This window comes from Brevibacillus borstelensis (genome assembly GCF_003710865.1).
Taxonomy (GTDB): Bacteria; Bacillota; Bacilli; order Brevibacillales; family Brevibacillaceae; genus Brevibacillus; species Brevibacillus borstelensis.
The window spans coordinates 160,986-177,247 of sequence record NZ_RHHO01000002.1; the positions used below are offsets into that span (position 1 = coordinate 160,986).

13 protein-coding genes are annotated in these 16,262 nt (G+C 50.9%); 9 read left to right on the forward strand and 4 right to left on the reverse strand.

The features are described from left to right. The first annotated feature begins 20 nt into the window (after positions 1 to 20). Both mnmM and EDM54_RS01945 read left to right on the forward strand, forming a co-directional pair. Positions 21 to 581: a tRNA 5-(aminomethyl)-2-thiouridylate-methyltransferase MnmM gene (mnmM, locus tag EDM54_RS01940; RefSeq protein WP_122957671.1), complete on the forward strand. Its 561-nt coding sequence runs from the start codon at positions 21 to 23 to the stop codon at positions 579 to 581. Positions 582 to 804: 223 nt separating this feature from the next. Further along, positions 805 to 1,884, forward strand: coding sequence for a YheC/YheD family endospore coat-associated protein (locus tag EDM54_RS01945; RefSeq protein ID WP_003385766.1), 1,080 nt, complete (start codon positions 805 to 807; stop codon positions 1,882 to 1,884). A gap of 64 nt (positions 1,885 to 1,948) precedes the next feature. Here EDM54_RS01945 and cbpB read toward each other — a convergent pair whose 3' ends face one another. Beyond that, entirely contained in the window at positions 1,949 to 2,425 is a 477-nt protein-coding gene (gene cbpB / locus EDM54_RS01950; protein WP_003385765.1) for a cyclic-di-AMP-binding protein CbpB, read from the reverse strand. Between the two features lie 289 nt (positions 2,426 to 2,714). Between cbpB and EDM54_RS01955 the strand changes: the two genes are divergently transcribed. Then, positions 2,715 to 3,422 carry a hypothetical protein gene (locus EDM54_RS01955; protein ID WP_024983811.1) on the forward strand — a complete coding sequence of 236 codons (708 nt, stop codon included), beginning with the start codon at positions 2,715 to 2,717 and terminating at the stop codon, positions 3,420 to 3,422. Between the two features lie 16 nt (positions 3,423 to 3,438). Here the strand turns inward: EDM54_RS01955 and EDM54_RS01960 are convergent, their stop codons facing one another. The 3 genes from EDM54_RS01960 to EDM54_RS01970 all read right to left on the reverse strand — a co-directional run bounded on the left by EDM54_RS01960 (position 3,439) and on the right by EDM54_RS01970 (position 6,885). Next, on the reverse strand, positions 3,439 to 4,575 hold the full coding sequence (locus EDM54_RS01960) for an acyltransferase (RefSeq protein WP_003385763.1): 1,137 nt from the start codon (positions 4,573 to 4,575) through the stop codon (positions 3,439 to 3,441). Between the two features lie 70 nt (positions 4,576 to 4,645). Then, the gene (locus tag EDM54_RS01965) at positions 4,646 to 5,494 is read right to left on the reverse strand and encodes a lipoate--protein ligase family protein (protein WP_003385762.1); all 849 of its coding nucleotides are present in this window, start codon (positions 5,492 to 5,494) and stop codon (positions 4,646 to 4,648) included. Positions 5,495 to 5,655: 161 nt separating this feature from the next. Then, the gene (locus EDM54_RS01970; RefSeq protein WP_003385760.1) at positions 5,656 to 6,885 is read right to left on the reverse strand and encodes an S-layer homology domain-containing protein; all 1,230 of its coding nucleotides are present in this window, start codon (positions 6,883 to 6,885) and stop codon (positions 5,656 to 5,658) included. Between the two features lie 449 nt (positions 6,886 to 7,334). On the opposite strand from EDM54_RS01970, the gene miaB reads away from it, so the two are divergent. The 6 genes from miaB (at position 7,335) to mutL (ending at position 16,259) form a co-directional block, all read left to right on the forward strand. Continuing rightward, positions 7,335 to 8,846 (forward strand): tRNA (N6-isopentenyl adenosine(37)-C2)-methylthiotransferase MiaB, encoded by a 1,512-nt coding sequence (gene miaB / locus EDM54_RS01980; RefSeq protein ID WP_024983809.1) that lies wholly within the window; start codon positions 7,335 to 7,337, stop codon positions 8,844 to 8,846. Positions 8,847 to 8,852: 6 nt separating this feature from the next. Continuing rightward, positions 8,853 to 9,296: a YlbF/YmcA family competence regulator gene (locus EDM54_RS01985; protein WP_003385756.1), complete on the forward strand. Its 444-nt coding sequence runs from the start codon at positions 8,853 to 8,855 to the stop codon at positions 9,294 to 9,296. Positions 9,297 to 9,428: 132 nt separating this feature from the next. After that, complete coding sequence (gene cotE / locus EDM54_RS01990) at positions 9,429 to 9,989, forward strand: outer spore coat protein CotE (RefSeq protein WP_003385755.1); 561 nt, start codon at positions 9,429 to 9,431, stop codon at positions 9,987 to 9,989. A 118-nt stretch (positions 9,990 to 10,107) separates the two neighbouring features. Further along, positions 10,108 to 11,430, forward strand: coding sequence for a putative amidoligase domain-containing protein (locus EDM54_RS01995; protein WP_259676337.1), 1,323 nt, complete (start codon positions 10,108 to 10,110; stop codon positions 11,428 to 11,430). Positions 11,431 to 11,540: 110 nt separating this feature from the next. Beyond that, positions 11,541 to 14,117, forward strand: coding sequence for a DNA mismatch repair protein MutS (mutS, locus tag EDM54_RS02000; RefSeq protein ID WP_003385753.1), 2,577 nt, complete (start codon positions 11,541 to 11,543; stop codon positions 14,115 to 14,117). A gap of 21 nt (positions 14,118 to 14,138) precedes the next feature. Further along, positions 14,139 to 16,259 (forward strand): DNA mismatch repair endonuclease MutL, encoded by a 2,121-nt coding sequence (gene mutL / locus EDM54_RS02005; RefSeq protein WP_003385752.1) that lies wholly within the window; start codon positions 14,139 to 14,141, stop codon positions 16,257 to 16,259. The last annotated feature ends 3 nt before the right edge of the window (positions 16,260 to 16,262 follow it).

The window sequence follows — 16,262 nt, forward strand, 5'->3', positions numbered from 1 at the left end:
AAAGAGAGGAGAGAAGCAAGATGTTTCCCAATGTCTTGGAAGTAGCACGAACATTAATACGGGAGAGAGTTGCTGCCGGGGAAACGGTGATCGACGCAACGATGGGAAACGGGAACGACACCCTGTTCCTTGCTCGTCATGTGGGTGAAACCGGCAAGGTAATCGCTTATGATATCCAACCCCAAGCCATGGAGAAAACAAAAGAACGCCTCGAGCGAGAGGGAGTCCTCGAACGGGTCGAGATGAAATTGGCGAGCCACGAGGAGATGACGCAGCTGACGGGGCCGGTCGGGGCGATTATGTTCAACCTGGGGTATTTGCCAGGGGGAAACAAAGAGATCACGACCCAGGCAGCGACTACGATCCGGGCGATCGAAGCGGGTCTGTCCCTTTTGAAGCCCGGCGGAATTATGACCGTCATGGTTTATTGGGGGCATCCGGCTGGCTCCGCTGAAAAGGAAGCGGTGCAGTTATATTGCTCGCAACTCAGCCAATTGGAATTTTTGGTGCTCCAATACCAGTATCTCAATCAGCAGAACCAGGCCCCTTTTTTGCTGGCGATAGAACGGAGAGAAATGTGAGGAGCGTTTTGCCATTTACGGAGGCCTGATTTTTGTATTTCGCAGCTTTGGACTGGCGGCAGAGATTTTTTCTTTCCCGGGCAAGCGCATGTTCCGACAACCTTAAAAAAGAATGCAAAAGGGTGTCGAAGGAGCAAACAAACATGTTCGGGAAAATAGGCACGCCCTTCCCGGGTCATATACATACCCTATGATGAGGAATGCATCAAGGGGGCAAAACTCCGTGAATAAAGTCGGAATCATGCTGGATTGGAACATCATCCAACACGGCATCAACGGCAAAAAATCGTATGAACGACTGCCTTATTATGTGGAAATCGGGAGAGAATTAGGTCTTGAGCCAGTCTTTTTTCATCCTCGCCATGTCTTGTCGAACGGAAAGGTGAAAGGCTATTTTTGGAATGGGAGCCGCTTGGTTCCGAGAGTGGTTCCTGTGCCGCGGGTTATCCATAACCGCGTGTTGACAGGAGACCTGAAAGCCCGTCAAGTAATCAGAAGCCTGAGTAAGACACAGCTCGTTTTTAACGGTTTGGTCGTCAGAGACAAGCGGAAAGTCCATCAAATGCTTTGGAAAAACCCGCAAGTGCGCAGCTATTTGCCCCATACGGTCCCTTATTCAAGAGACAACCTGCGTCATTTCCTCGACCGCTATCGAATCGTCTACGTGAAACCATCGATTGGTTCGGTAGGAATCGGAGTGGTTCGCATCGAGCGAGAGGGGGACCATTACCATTTCATCTCTTCACAGTATCGAAAAGTATTGTCTCGGCAAGGTCTGATTGTGGAGCTTGCCAGGTGGATCGGAAACAAACGGTACTTGATCCAGCAAGGTATCCCTCTGGCCCGGTATGAAGGCAAAACATTTGACATACGGGTCTCCGTGCAAAAAAACCGGGAGCAGAAGTGGTCTGTAAGCGGAATGGTTGCGAAAGTGGCCAATCAAAAGAACAAGCTGAGCAATTTGGCTCGCGGAGGTAGAGCTTTCCCTCTGGAGACCGTTTTGAGAGAGAGTTTTTCTCCTGAGCAGCAGAAGGAAATCATCGAAAGGATCGGGCTTGCAGCGATACAGTTGGCCAGGCAGTATGAAAGCTACTACCCTTCGCTTGCCGATTTGGGAATGGACATGGGGATTGATGGGAAAGGGAACCCCTATCTCATCGAGATCAATATTCGAGATCAGCGCTACTCCTTTTATAGCGCGGGGGAAATGGCAATGTTTAAGCAGACCTATCGCCATCCCCTTGAATACGCCAGCTCCCTGATGAGAGGGATGGTTCCGTCTATCAGAAAAAGCAGCCAGTAAAAAAAGCAGACCTGTTTGCCGAAAGGCCAGGCCTGCTTTTTTCTTTTAGCAAAAATGAGGGACACTATGTAGCATCAGATGGAGTGGCCTGATTTTCTGCCGCCGGGTAAGGAAGTTGGCGGAAATGGCGATATGCCACTGCCAGGATGGATTTTCGCGTCAGGATGCCCTGGAAAACCCCTTCTTCGTCCTCAATACATATAAATGGATGGTTGATCGACATTTCCAACGCTTTCAAAAACTCCTCAGAATTCTTCATCCGGGCAATTTTGGTCGTCATCACCTCATCGACTGTATAATCATCCATTTTTTCATATTCAAATCGTTCCAAGCCCAAGATTTTGTTTAAAATATTCGTTGTGCTGACCTGACCGTGCAGGCGATAGGAGTGATCCAATACGGGAATTGCCGAATAGCCAGACTTGATGAGTACGAGCAGGGCATGTTCCAAAGAATTCCCCAGTTGTACGTGAGCTACTTTTGTCGACGCAATTACGAGATCTTTTATTTTTGTATGGAGCAGTTGCCAGTCCGGATTCAAACAACGTCCACCACCTTTCTCTACATTGGCGAACCTGATTCGCCTTATGTGGTTCACCTCTATGATACCGTATGGAGAGAGGGAAGGGTAGGGCTGCGTGCAAACAAAACAAAGATGCCCGGCAAAACAGCCGGGCAAATATCGAGGTGTGGAACAAACGTCCCTTACCCTGTAGTATGCAGGATCGCAGGGCTATTTACACTAGGATTTTGTAGGAAAACAGGCGTAACTTTTTTACCGGTTCAATCGTCTTACTGATGGATCCCCTTTTGCTAGGAGCTGTGTTGCCATGCGAAAAACAATTTGGGGGGCTGTTGCCCTGTTCATGATCTTATCTGCAGGAGCCGGTTTTTTTGTGGGCAGACAGTTATCTTTGCACGGCTCAGGATTTGATCGCGCCCAAATGTCTGAAGTCCCCGACTGGCTCGTGGAGGATTTGCGCAAAGAGCTGGATGAAAGCGTGCGCAATCTGGTTGTTCCTGCCCAAATTACAGTTGTCCCTATAGGGATAAGGAAAATAGACGCATCTATAAAGCCCTCTTCGGCGACTGAGGGTACGCCGGATGCTCCTGATCTGCTCGCGGCTGTAAAACTGCCAGAGGGACTAGGGGCGACAATCCTGTACGAACGCCGAAATGGTGACTATGAAGCTGTATTCAGCAAGCAGGAGAGCGTATACAGCTATCAGGTTGTCGGGGAGGATTACTTGGTTCTGACGACAGACATCTCCGCTGTGCAAGGAGATGAGCGTGCCTTATACGTGATTCATAAGACGCCCGAAGGTTATCATGAGGCCTGGAGCGGTATCGCCCACCGCCGCAATCAACAAGAGACGATGGATGTGCTCGATGCCACCGTAAAGCTGGACCCAGAGGGAAAAACCATGGTTTATTTCAGTTTGGAACGCACTTTGGACCAGACGGGAGTCGCTTTGATGGAGAAGAGCTCCTACCAGCTTCTGCGTTACAATGAACGGACCCATCGCTTTGAAAAGTGAAAGGCGCCTAAGTTGTTTAGGCGCCATGTGTGTTTATTTGTACCCGTCTACGGCTCTTGCGTTTTGGCCTTTGGTTCCAGAAGGAAATCAGGGTGTGCTCATACAGGAAAATACACAATGGCGGGGTAATTACAAACATTGCCGCCATTAAGACCGGAGTTGACCAATTCAGCCGGAAGATGACGTAGCTCTCCAGCAGGAATAGGATCAGCGGATGCACAAGGTAGATGGCCATATTATACCTCGCCCATTTGGACAGCCATTCGCTGAGCGCCGGTAGTTTGCCAAGATACCGGGAGAGCGGATAAAAACTGACCAGGAAGCTCGTCGTATAGATCAAGTAAATCGGATCAAAAATATTCAGGCTCTGTTCATAACTGATGTGGTTGTTCAAATAGCGGTACGCGATCCAAACGCCCAGACTGATTGTCAAGATCCATGCTGGCAGCTTGATGCGATCTGTCCAGAGCCGCCATTTATCCACATGAAGTCCGGCATATGCCCCCAGTGCGAAAGTAAAGAAGTACATATAGACGTAATTTTGACCGCTTACGTATCCGTGCTCGATCAGAGAGAGCAGCGGGCCCGCAGACCAATCGATTGCCCACTGAGGATCGGCAAATAAATAGTGGAATGCGACGTACAGCGCATTTTGCAAGAAAAACAGCAGAGCGACCATCCAAAAGCGCAAATACCGCTCAAACCACTCCTTGCAAACAAAAAAGAGCAAATTCAGCTGCAGATATAACGGAATATAATATAAATGATAAAAAGAACTGCCGGTTAGCAGGCTGTGAAAAAATTGTGGAGCCAATTGGGCCACGTTAACGGTTTGCAGCTTGAAAACTGTATAAATCGCCGTCCAAATGATATAGGGAAGAACGATGACTCTCCAGCGCTTTCGCCAGAATGCCCCCCAGTCGACCTGGCGTTTCTGATACCAGTAAAAAAGCAGCATCCCCGTTGCAAAGATAAACAGCGAGCGTCCAAACCGCAGCAATATGAGCAAGACAGCCTCGATGTCCGTATTCCAGGGATACTCGCTCTGTGTCTGAATAAAGAAACCCAGAATATGAATGACCAATACGGTAGCAGCCCCAAAAACAAAAAGGGCATTCAGATCCTGAAAAGTCCCCTTTCGATTGCTATTCATATCTCCTCCTAAAGCTTTTAACAGCACGTTTTATCCACGTGCTTTTTTCTGGTTGCCAGGAAATACGTTTTTACGGTTCGGCTGTTAATTTCCAGTCTGGTTTACGCAACTCTTCCGCTGTAAATGCAAATAAGTCAAGCCTTTCTGCCAAATGGACACGAGACTCGGAAAGTGTTTGCGCATCAACGGCAAACGCTGCAGGCTGTACGGGCCATTCTGATTGAATGGCAGCAAGCAGCCGTTCTTTGACGTCGGCTACAGAGACGCTTTTGCCGGTGAGGGCATCAATACTGCCCACTGTTTTTCCGTCAATAAAGGGGATCGGCTTGTTTTTCTCCATTTCAGCCAGGCCGGCCAAATCGTAAAAATGTTCCATCCACTCTCCGCGGGGCTGGTCTTCCACATTGATGCACAACTGCAGGATGGAACCAAAACGAGTGCGGCGCTGAGCCATGCCGCCGATTTTTTTTCCGTGAATCGAAAAATCATACTCTCCGGCACAGTAAGAGCCTGTCACCTCCCCGAACTCGATGACACCGTAGTCACGCAGTCCGACTGCGAGCAAGCCGGTAACGAAGCGGAAAAATGCATCGATAGAGATGGTGGTATCGGGCAGCAAACAGGCCAAGTTTAGCACACCAGCATCGAGCGGGACACAGGCGCCGCCGGAAGACCGCAGCACACAGCCAAAGCCTTGCTGTCCAAAATGGCGTAAAGCGTCCTCCAACCGGGGGAGCTTGGCATCGCGCCGCCCCAGGTACAGGGCTTTGTCATACACCCACAAATGTAAAATGGGGGCTGCTCCATCTCTCTTCATCTGAGCCGCCAACGCTTCGTCACGGGAGAGAGGCTCAAGCGGGCTTTCCCGGTAGATGCCCGAATCCATCCACAAAAACGGCTGGTTTACAAGAAATGACATAGGAAACCCCTTCCCGGTCAAGAATCGCTACCATTATAACTCTGAACGCCATTCATTTCTAGTGATCTTCTACACGCAATTTTTGCCGCGAATAAAAAAACCGTTTCCGGCTGGCGGCCACAAGCGGACCGCACAACCGACGGAAACGGTGATATCGAAACTCAGTCAAGCACTTTAAACGTGAAGTTATCAAGAGAGGTCAGCTTGCGCGGAGCATCCTTTGTCGCATCTTTTTGCAAATAAAGGCCAAGCTGAGTATTGGAAAGCTTCAATTTTTCCTGGCCAAACAAGTACTGGTTGTTCATGTAAATCGAAACGGCATCGTCTTTTACCACGATTTTCAATTTGTTCGTCCCTTTCAGCTTGTAAGAACCGGATGCAATGGTATCGAAATCGTCGTCATTGACGTCATCCACGGTCGCAAGGGTCACACGATCTTTGTTCAGGAAAACGACATGCGCTTTGCCGTCCTTTGCGTTAAAGTAAAGGCCGCCCAAACCGTTTGTCCCGTTCGCATTGACATCCACAGACATTTCAAAGTGATCCGTATTGGCCTTTTCGTTCCAGATCAAAGGCAGGAAGAAATGCTCCAGCTTGCGGTCAGTAGTCGTGGCCGTTGCTTGCTTGTTAATGACACCCCATGTGCCTACTGCATTGTCTGTATCCCAGTTTTTCAATTCCTCCGAAGAGAAATTGTCGCTGACGCTGGTCGGAAGCTCCGGAGTTGGCTTGTCAGGGGATGGGAAGACCACTTTTGTTTCATCATCTTCGCGATCCAACAGAGCCCGATACAGGAGAGAAGCCGCTTCCGCACGAGTAATCGCATCTTGCGGACGGAAGTAGTTGTTGCTTCCTTTCATCAGGTCGGTCTGGATCGAGATCGCAACGTAAGGGCGAAGCGCAGCCGAAATGCGGTCGTCATCGTTGAAGCGCTTCAGTACGCTAAGGTCGGCTTTGTGTGTGCGATCGTAGCCCAACAGGCGGACGAGCGCGACGGCAATATCTTCCCGTACAGCATACTGATCAGGCTTGTAGGTGTATTTGTTCCCGGATTTATACCCGGTCAGGTACGGCTTGGCGTATTCTACATAGTAGAACGCCCAGTGATTGCGCGGAACGTCCTGGAAGGTCTGGCTCACCTTTTGCTTGTGAATATCGACGCCAGCTGCTGCAATCATGATTTTGGCAAATTCGGCACGGGTTACCTTGTTGTTGGGACGGAATTTTCCATCCTCGTAGCCTTTGATAATCCCTTTGGACGCCATTGCCTGGATTTCTTTGTACGCCCAGTGACTCCGAGGGACATCGGAGAAGGTCGTCGACGCGCTGACGAACGGCACGACAGTGACAAAGAGCATCACCGCCATTAAAAACGTAAGAACTCTTTTCATAGAAACCTCCTGATCTCTTTTGATTTCGTTCGGCCTGCTTCTATGACGCCAGGGGACAAGGATAAGTTGCAGAAAACCAAGCCCGTTTGGCAAAATTGTGTAATTAGTCTCACGCAGAAACGCTGTTCTATGAAGAAAGCAGGAAAAGGCTATGACGCAGGGGCTCTGAAAGGGGAGCCGGTATGTATGAGACAAGTACAAGGAAACAGGGGAGGCACGGACCACAGCAGATGTGCTCTTGGGAAATTATATGGGACCGTTTCCTCATTCATGAATCCGCTTTTCGCGGACATGCCATACCGTTCGGTTGGATGAGCGAAGGAGCGGATAAAGCTCTCTGGAATCTTCATAGGATATTCGTATTTCATTTCAGGAAAAAGGCATTGATATGCTATAATCATGAGTTGTAACTACCTACAAACACATCTTGCAGATGAGGTGATAGACTGATGTCAGTAAACAAGGAAGCGACTCCGGACTTAAAATCCGGGAAGTCATCCAAAACGGTAGAGGATTTCGCCAAATATTTTCAACCGCCCTCTTTAAAGGAAGCAAAAAAACGGGGCAAAGAAGAAATTCAGGTACACTACAACTTTGATATCCCGGAAGAGATGAGAGAGATCGGGAAGGGCAAGCGCTATCATGTACGGACATATGGCTGTCAGATGAACGAGCATGATTCAGAAACCATTGCAGGTATTCTCGAACAGATGGGGTATACGTTTGCAGAGGATTTCGAAGAGGCTGATGTAGTTCTCTTCAATACCTGTGCGATTCGCGAAAATGCCGAGGATAAGGTTTTTGGCGAGCTGGGACATATGAAGCGTCTGAAAAACAACAATCCCAACTTGATACTCGGTGTCTGCGGTTGCATGTCCCAGGAAGAGAAGGTTGTCAACAAGATCCTGAAGAGCTACCAGCAGGTAGACCTGATCTTTGGGACGCACAATATTCACCGGCTTCCTTTCCTGCTTCGGGATGCCATATTCAGCAAGGAAATGGTCGTCGAAGTGTGGTCCAAAGAGGGCGACATTATCGAGAACATGCCGAAGAACCGCGTAGGCAATATCAAGGCCTGGGTCAATATTATGTACGGTTGTGACAAGTTCTGTACGTACTGTATCGTTCCGTACACGCGCGGCAAAGAACGCAGCCGCCGTCCCGAGGACGTGATCGCAGAGGTGCGGGAACTGGCCCGCCAAGGCTTTAAAGAAATCACTCTGCTCGGCCAGAACGTCAACGCCTACGGAAAAGATTTTGAGGATATCGAATACGGATTTGGCGACCTGCTTGACGAAATCCGCAAGATCGACATTCCGCGTATCCGCTTTACGACGAGTCATCCGCGTGATTTTGACGATCATCTGATCGAGGTGCTGGGTAAACGGGGCAATCTCGTTGAACACATTCACCTGCCTGTCCAATCCGGTTCGACTGAGGTACTCAAACGGATGGCCCGCAAATATACGCGCGAACACTATCTGGAGCTGGTGCGTAAAATTAAAGCGGTGATTCCGGATGTAGTGCTGACAACCGATATTATCGTCGGATTCCCGGGAGAGACCGACGAGCAGTTTGAAGAGACGCTTTCGCTTGTTGAAGAGGTAGGCTACGACTCCGGATATACATTTGTGTATTCGCCGCGCGAAGGTACCCCTGCAGCTGTCATGGAAGACAATGTTCCCATGGAAGTGAAAAAAGAGCGGCTGTATCGCTTGAATGAGCTGATGGCAAAAATCAGTTTGGAAAAAAATAAACCATTGCAGGATCAAGTCGTCGAGGTATTGGTTGAAGGCGAATCGAAAAACAACCCGAACGTGCTCGCTGGGCGTACCCGGACAAACAAGCTGGTTCACTTTGCGGGTGATAAATCGCTGATCGGACAATACACGCATGTAAAGATCAATGACGTAAAAACATGGACCTTGCACGGCGAAATCGTGACAAAAATCGAGGTGTAATGAATGATGGAACAAACAGGCCTGTACACGCAAAAAGAGATTTTGGATAAAGCAAGAGAGCTGGCAGCTATGATTGCACAGACCAAAGAAGTAGATTTTTACAAGCGGGCAGAACTGCAGATCAAGCACAATGAGCGCGTGCAAGATTTGATCGACGATTTAAAGAAGAAACAAAAACAGATGGTCATGTTTGAATCGATGAACAAGCCGGAGCTGGTCAGCAAAGTGGAAGCAGAATACAATCAGCTTCACGATGAGCTGGACAGCATTCCGATTGTTACGGAATTTAAGCAATCGCAAGTCGATGTAAACGATCTTCTGCAAATGGTCACCACGGTTATCACCAACACCGTTTCAGAGCGCATCGTACTGGATACCGGCGGGAACCCGTTGACAGGCGAGACTGGCGGCGGACCAGAGAAAAAGCATAAAGGCGGCTGCTGCTCCTGATACTCCGGCAACGGAAAGATACGGGAGGATGAACCGGCGACAAGCTCTGCCAAAATGGCAGTAGGTGTTTGCACCCTAGTCGGATGCCCTGCATACAAATGTACAGAAAAGTTGTATGGAGGAGGTAACGAAATGTCGGGTACAGACAAAGACCTGCAGTGCCGGGAACTCATCGCAAAAGCCGTCTGCGGTAAAGGTCATAAATTCACACAAACGACCCACACCATCATACCGTCGCATACTCCTTCGACGATCCTCGGATGCTGGGTGATAAACACGAACTTCCAGGCAGAGAAGGTAGGGGACGCGGTTGAGGTATCTGGTACGTATGACGTCAACCTTTGGTACTCGTTTGCAGATAACACGCAAACCGAAGTAAAGCGGGAGACAGTCAATTTCTCCGTACTCGTTCCGCTTACGTTCTTCGACAGAAACAGCCGCGGAGACCTGGAAATCCTGGCCCGCGCCGTTGAACAGCCGAAGTGCGTCAAAGCCGAACTGAGCGGCGGTGGCACCGTCACTGTAAGAGTCGAAAGTGAATATGCCGTCGAAATAATCGGGGAAACCAAGGTATGCGTAGTCGTTTGCCATAGCTGCGACGACAAGGATTACCATTTGATTGGTGATTACGAAGACAACAGCGACGAGTTTGATGACTTTGATTCGGCCACCCTGCTGGACGAATTGGATTAAGAGGAGAGAAACTGTCTCCTCTTTTTCTTTTTGCCAAATGAAGCCCGTCTGCAAAAGCAGAGCGCGGCGGCTTCACTTTTTGCCGGATTGCGACATAGGCTATCACATCAGAGTGGAGGTGAGGCCCTTGTTTGCAAAAAGTGAAGTGGATTGCTCTCCAGCTCGATGGGGAGATCCTGGATGCCAGACAGCCTTGCCCGGAAATGAAGAGAGTACGATCAAATTTATGCAAAAACCGGATCGAATTCTTTATTTGCTGCGAACCAGCGGCATACCGGTGACGACGAAAGCGGCCCCTGAACCCGGAACCAGAATCTACCGCGTTCATCTTTTTGAAAATCACGTGCTGATGGTCGAAAAATCCTATGTGCAGCAGCAGTGGACCAAGTACTCCATCGCTCATAGCGATTTCCAGCGAATAGATCCGGCTGTCGACGATTATGAGGCAAGGGCGGTTATCCGCCTCGCGATCCGCAGCTTGTATGCGGTCGGTTTGCACCTAGGTCAGATCATCCTGCAGGCGGCCTCTCCATTTCGTGTGAAAGTACGCAGTATCTCCGCCGAATGGGACGCGGAGCATAAGCCGGGATTTCTCGCCGAGGCTGAAGCGTGGTGGTTGAAGGAACAGGGTAGCTGGGAAAGTCCTCAAATCCAGCTTGGGGCCGATCCGGAGTTTGCGCTTCGTCATCCCGACGGAAAAATGGCGCTTGCCTCTGATTTCATGGGGATCAGTGGTGTAGTAGGGTGCGACTCAACCCGTTATCGCGAAGACCTTGCACTGCATCAGCATCCGCTGGTCGAGCTCCGCCCCGCGCCCTCGGCAGAGCCGGACGCGTTGTTCTCGCGCATTGTCAAAGCGCTCGGAGCTGCAGCCAAGAAAATCGTCGACAAGGAAGTGGAATGGATCAGCGGGGGGATGCCATTCGACGGCTACCCGACAGGCGGCCATATACACTTCAGCGGGATCAGACCCCATTTTTCCCTGCTGCGCCGCCTGGATGCATACCTCGCGATTCCGCTTGTCCTGATCGAAGATGAAGGCTGTCAAAAACGGCGTCCACGCTATGGATTTCTCGGTGATGTTCGCGAAAAGGAATACGGAATCGTAAAAGGCTTCGAGTATCGCACCTTGCCCAGTTGGCTCGTGCATCCCGTCGTGGCGAGAGGCGTTCTTCATCTGGCGCGACTGGTTGCGTCTTCGGCGGATATATTATCACGAGGCTGTATCGCCCCTGCCTTGATCCGTGCCTATTACAAGGGGGAAAAGGAACAATTGGTCCCTTACGTAAACAGCATTTGGAAGGAGATATCTGCGCTGCCTGGATACGAGCGTTCGCGGAGCTGTCTGGACGATTACTTTTCTTTTTTGCTGGCAGGTCATACTTGGCCGGCAAACAGCGATCTGAGGAAGGTATGGTGCCATTACGTCGGCAAAGCATAATCGCCAGGATGAGCGCGATCTCTTGCAGCCATGCACGGGGAAAGGTTCAACATACGGCTTTCCCCGTGTTATAATGGACGAACGAGAATGAAGCTAGGAGATAGGTTACAATGGCACAATATACACCGATGATTCAGCAGTATCTGGCGATCAAGCGTGACTATCCGGATACTTTCTTATTTTTTCGCTTGGGCGATTTTTATGAACTGTTTTTTGAAGACGCAGTCGTGGCATCGCGTGAGCTGGAAATTACCTTGACAGGGCGCGAGGGCGGCGGCGAAGAAAAAATCCCGATGTGCGGCGTTCCTCATCACTCTGCTGATGCTTATATTGCCGAATTGCTGAAAAAAGGCTACAAGGTAGCCGTCTGTGAACAAGTAGAAGATCCAAAGGAAGCGAAAGGAGTCGTCCGTCGGGAGGTCACGAGGGTTATTACTCCCGGGACGATGATGGAGGGCAAATGGCTCTCCGACAAGGAAAACAATTACATGGTTGCGATTGCGCAAGCGGAGGGCAGCATGGGTGTCGCCGCTTGTGACATGAGTACCGGCGAGATGTACGTAACCTCGCTGATTGGCAGACGAGAGGCAGCGCTGGATGAAGCGATGCAGTACCACCCCAAGGAATTGGTGTTATCCGGGTGGGCTGGAGAGCTCAAGTCAGATGTACCTGTCACATACATAGAGGACACTGAGCTGGACGGGCTTGCCGTCGACCGCCAATACGGCAACGACGCACGTGAGCTTGATCTCGCCATGCGCAAGGCAGTCAACACCCTGCTTCACTATATCGGCGTCACACAAAAGCGAAGCCTGTCACACATGTTGTTGATCAAGCGCTATGATGCCAAGCAGTACCTGCAGATGGACGGCTTTTCCCGCAGAAATCTGGAGCTGACCGAAACGATACGGGACAAATCGAAGAAAGGCTCGCTGCTCTGGCTTCTGGATCGCACCGAAACAGCGATGGGAGGCAGGCTGCTTCGCCGCTGGATTGAACGTCCGCTGGTAAACAAAAGTGAACTTGAGGCCCGCCTGGATGCCGTTTCGTATTTGAAAGGGGACATGCTGCTTCGTTCAGACTTGAGGAACTGTCTGGATCAAGTGTACGATTTGGAGCGTCTGGCAGGAAGGATATCTTACGGCAATGCGAACGCTCGCGATCTGGTACAGCTTCGTCATTCGCTGGAAACGATACCGATGTTGAAGCGGCTGCTGCTGGAGACAGATGCACCGGTTTTGAAGGAATTGGCTGCGGGAATGGATGAGTGCGCAGACATCGTCACGTACTTGCAGGCTGCTCTCGTAGACGATCCGCCTATTTCGGTACGGGAAGGCGGTTTGATCCGGACCGGTTATGATGAGTATCTGGACAAGCTTCATACAGCGAGTCGCGAGGGCAAGACGTGGATAGCCCAACTGGAGCAGACAGAGCGGGAAGCGACCGGGATTCGCTCGTTAAAAGTGGGATACAACAAGGTCTTTGGCTATTACATCGAGGTTTCACGGGCGAATCTGGCTAACGTGCCAGCTGGCCGGTATGAACGAAAGCAAACATTGGCGAATGCGGAACGCTTCATCACGCCCGAATTAAAGGAAAAGGAAGCGCTGATCCTGGAGGCGGAAGAAAAGCTGATCGAGCTGGAGTATCAATTGTTCGTCCAGATTCGCAATGAGGTAGCGGCTCATATCCCGCGCTTGCAGAGCCTTGCGGAGCGGGTGGCAGCGATCGACGTGCTGCAGGCATTCGCTACAGTAAGCGACGAACGCGGGTATGTACGTCCGGAGCTGGTCACAACGGGTGAATGTGTCATTACAGATGGCAGACATCCTGTGGTAGAAGCCGTCCTCGAACGGGAAAAATACGTCGCCAACGACGTTCATATGAACCAGACAGATCGGCAGATTCTCCTCATTACCGGTCCGAATATGGCCGGGAAAAGCACGTACATGCGGCAAATTGCGCTCTTGGTCGTCATGGCGCAAATCGGCTGCTTCGTGCCGGCAAAAGCAGCCCGGTTGTCTTTGGTCGATCAGATTTTCACGCGGATTGGCGCTGCCGACGATCTGGCATCCGGGCATTCCACGTTTATGGTGGAAATGCTGGAAACCAGGCACGCTCTGCAAAAAGCAACGGCCCAAAGCTTGATCCTGCTCGATGAGATTGGACGAGGCACCTCTACCTATGACGGAATGGCTCTGGCACAGGCGGTAATTGAATACATCAGACAAAAGATCGGTGCCAAAACGTTGTTCTCTACCCATTACCATGAGCTGACAGGTCTGGAGGAATCGTTGACCGGAGTCGTCAATGTGAACGCAAGATGTGAAGAACGGGCCGGAAAGCTGCTCTTTTTACACAAAATTGAGCCTGGCCGCGCAGACAAAAGCTACGGAATCCACGTCGCAGAGCTGGCCGAGATGCCCCAGCAGGTCATTGAACGTGCACGAGAAATTTTGGCGGGATTGGAGTCGGCGGGCACGACGGCAGGTGATGTGCAAATGTCCCTGGAAACGCTCTGGTCTGCTCCAGTGGCTGCTGTACGCGAAGAACCGAAATCCCTGTTGTCGCCAGAAGAGGAACAGGTGCTGTCTGAGCTTCGCGAGCTGGACCTCAATCAGACGACGCCGATGGACGCCATGCTGAAGCTTTTCCATTGGAAACAGCAAATGAAAAAAAGCAAGTAAACCAGTTCGAGGAGGAAACCGATGGGGAACATACATGTGCTGGATGACAACCTGGCCAATATGATCGCCGCAGGCGAAGTGGTAGAACGGCCCGCTTCCGTTGTGAAAGAACTGGTGGAAAATGCAGTTGATGCAGGGGCAAGCACAGTGGAAATCCATGTGGAAGAAGGCGGCCTTTCCCTGATCCGTGTAGTCGACAACGGTCAAGGCATGGATCGGGAGGATTGCCGTCTCGCCTTTGAACGCCATGCGACGAGCAAAATACGCAGTCCCCGAGATTTGTTCCGAATACGGACGCTTGGCTTTCGCGGAGAGGCCTTGCCCAGTATCGCGGCGGTTTCCCGGGTGGAACTGACGAGCACCCAATCGAGCGGGCAGGTAGGGACTCGGTTGATGATGGAGGGTGGAGCGATTGCAAGCATTAGCGAAATCGCAGCTGTCAAAGGGACCGAGATCATTGTCCGCGACTTGTTTTACAACACGCCAGCCCGCCTCAAGTATATGAAATCGATTTCTACGGAGATTGGCCATATTTCCGATTACGTCAACCGTTTAGCCCTGACATACCCTTCAGTGGCATTTACGTTGACTCATAACGGAAAGAATTTGCTGCATACATCCGGGGATGGCAAGCTGCTGCACGTAATGGCTGCCATTTACGGTGTTCAGGTAGCCAAGCTGCTGCTGCCGATCAGCGGAGAGACGCTCGATTTTCGGTGGACCGGATTCATTTCCAAAACGGAAGTAACCCGGGCAAACCGGTCGTATCTGTCTACCCTTGTAAATGGTCGATACGTACGCCATTTCGGGTTGAACAACGCGATCATGAGCGGCTATCATACATTGCTTCCGATCGGCCGCTACCCGATCGTCACGCTCCAGATCGAGATGGACCCGACTTTGCTGGATGTCAATGTCCATCCAGCAAAGCTGGAGGTTCGTTTTAGCAAGGAAGACGAGCTGTGCACGGCGATCGAGCAATGCGTGAGGTCTACGCTGCGCCAGGGACTGGACATTGTGCGTCCGTTGACAGCAGAGCGCAAGGCAAGGGTTATCGAGCAGGTGGTACAGCCGCAGTTTGATCTGACCTGGTCAAAGCCTGCCGGTCAATCGAATGCAGACACTACAAAGCCATTTCAGGCAGAAATACAGCAGCCGCTTTCCAGTCCCGGCAGCTTCCATCCGGAAATACAGGGAGCGAACGAAGAGATGCCGGCCGCTGAAGCGGTGAGCCTCGTTCGGGCGCATGATTTGGCCCGTTCAAATACAGAGCAGGCTGTTGATGCCGGAAAGCAGAAGCACAACGCTGTAAAAGAGGGCAGAGAGGAATACACAGCGTGGCAAAACGGCGGTATGGCTGCTAATACAGCACTAGCGGCCGTTTCTCCGGGGGTGTCCACGGCGACCACAGCAAGTGGGGATGATTTTGAAAGGACCGACCTGGAAGTTCATCTTCCCCGGGATGGATATGAAAAAGGTCCCGAAGAACGTGGAGCGGAGAGCAGCTTGGATCCATACGGGGAAGATGTAGCTGTTGCGGAGAAAACGGAGACAGTGCCGCAAATGTATCCCGTCGGCCAAGTGCACGGTACGTACATTGTGGCTCAGAATGAGAATGGCATGTATTTGATTGACCAGCACGCTGCCCAGGAACGTATCTTCTATGAGCATTTCATGCAGAAGCTGGCGGAGGAAAGTGTCGCAAGTCAGATGCTGCTGTTTCCGCATACGGTTGAATTGACTGCCCAGGAAGCGTTGAAGCTGGACAAACGGCTCCCGCTGCTGCGCTCCTTTGGGCTTGAGATTGAGTCCTTCGGCACAAAGACGTTTATCGTACGTGCACATCCTCACTGGTTCCCGGAAGGAAGCGAGCTGGAGGTAATCGAAGAGCTGATCCAATTTGTCATGGAGGCCAGCGAGGCAGCACAGGCTGATATTCGCTCGATGAGGGAGAAGGCAGCGATACTCATGTCCTGCAAAGCGTCGATCAAAGCGAATCGTTTCCTGACACACGCGGAGATGGAAAGCCTGCTAAGCCAACTTCGGGAAAGCTCCAGTCCATTCACCTGTCCGCATGGCCGCCCGATCATCATTCATTTCTCCAGTTATGATTTGGAGAAAATGTTCAAGCGCGTTATGTAAGTT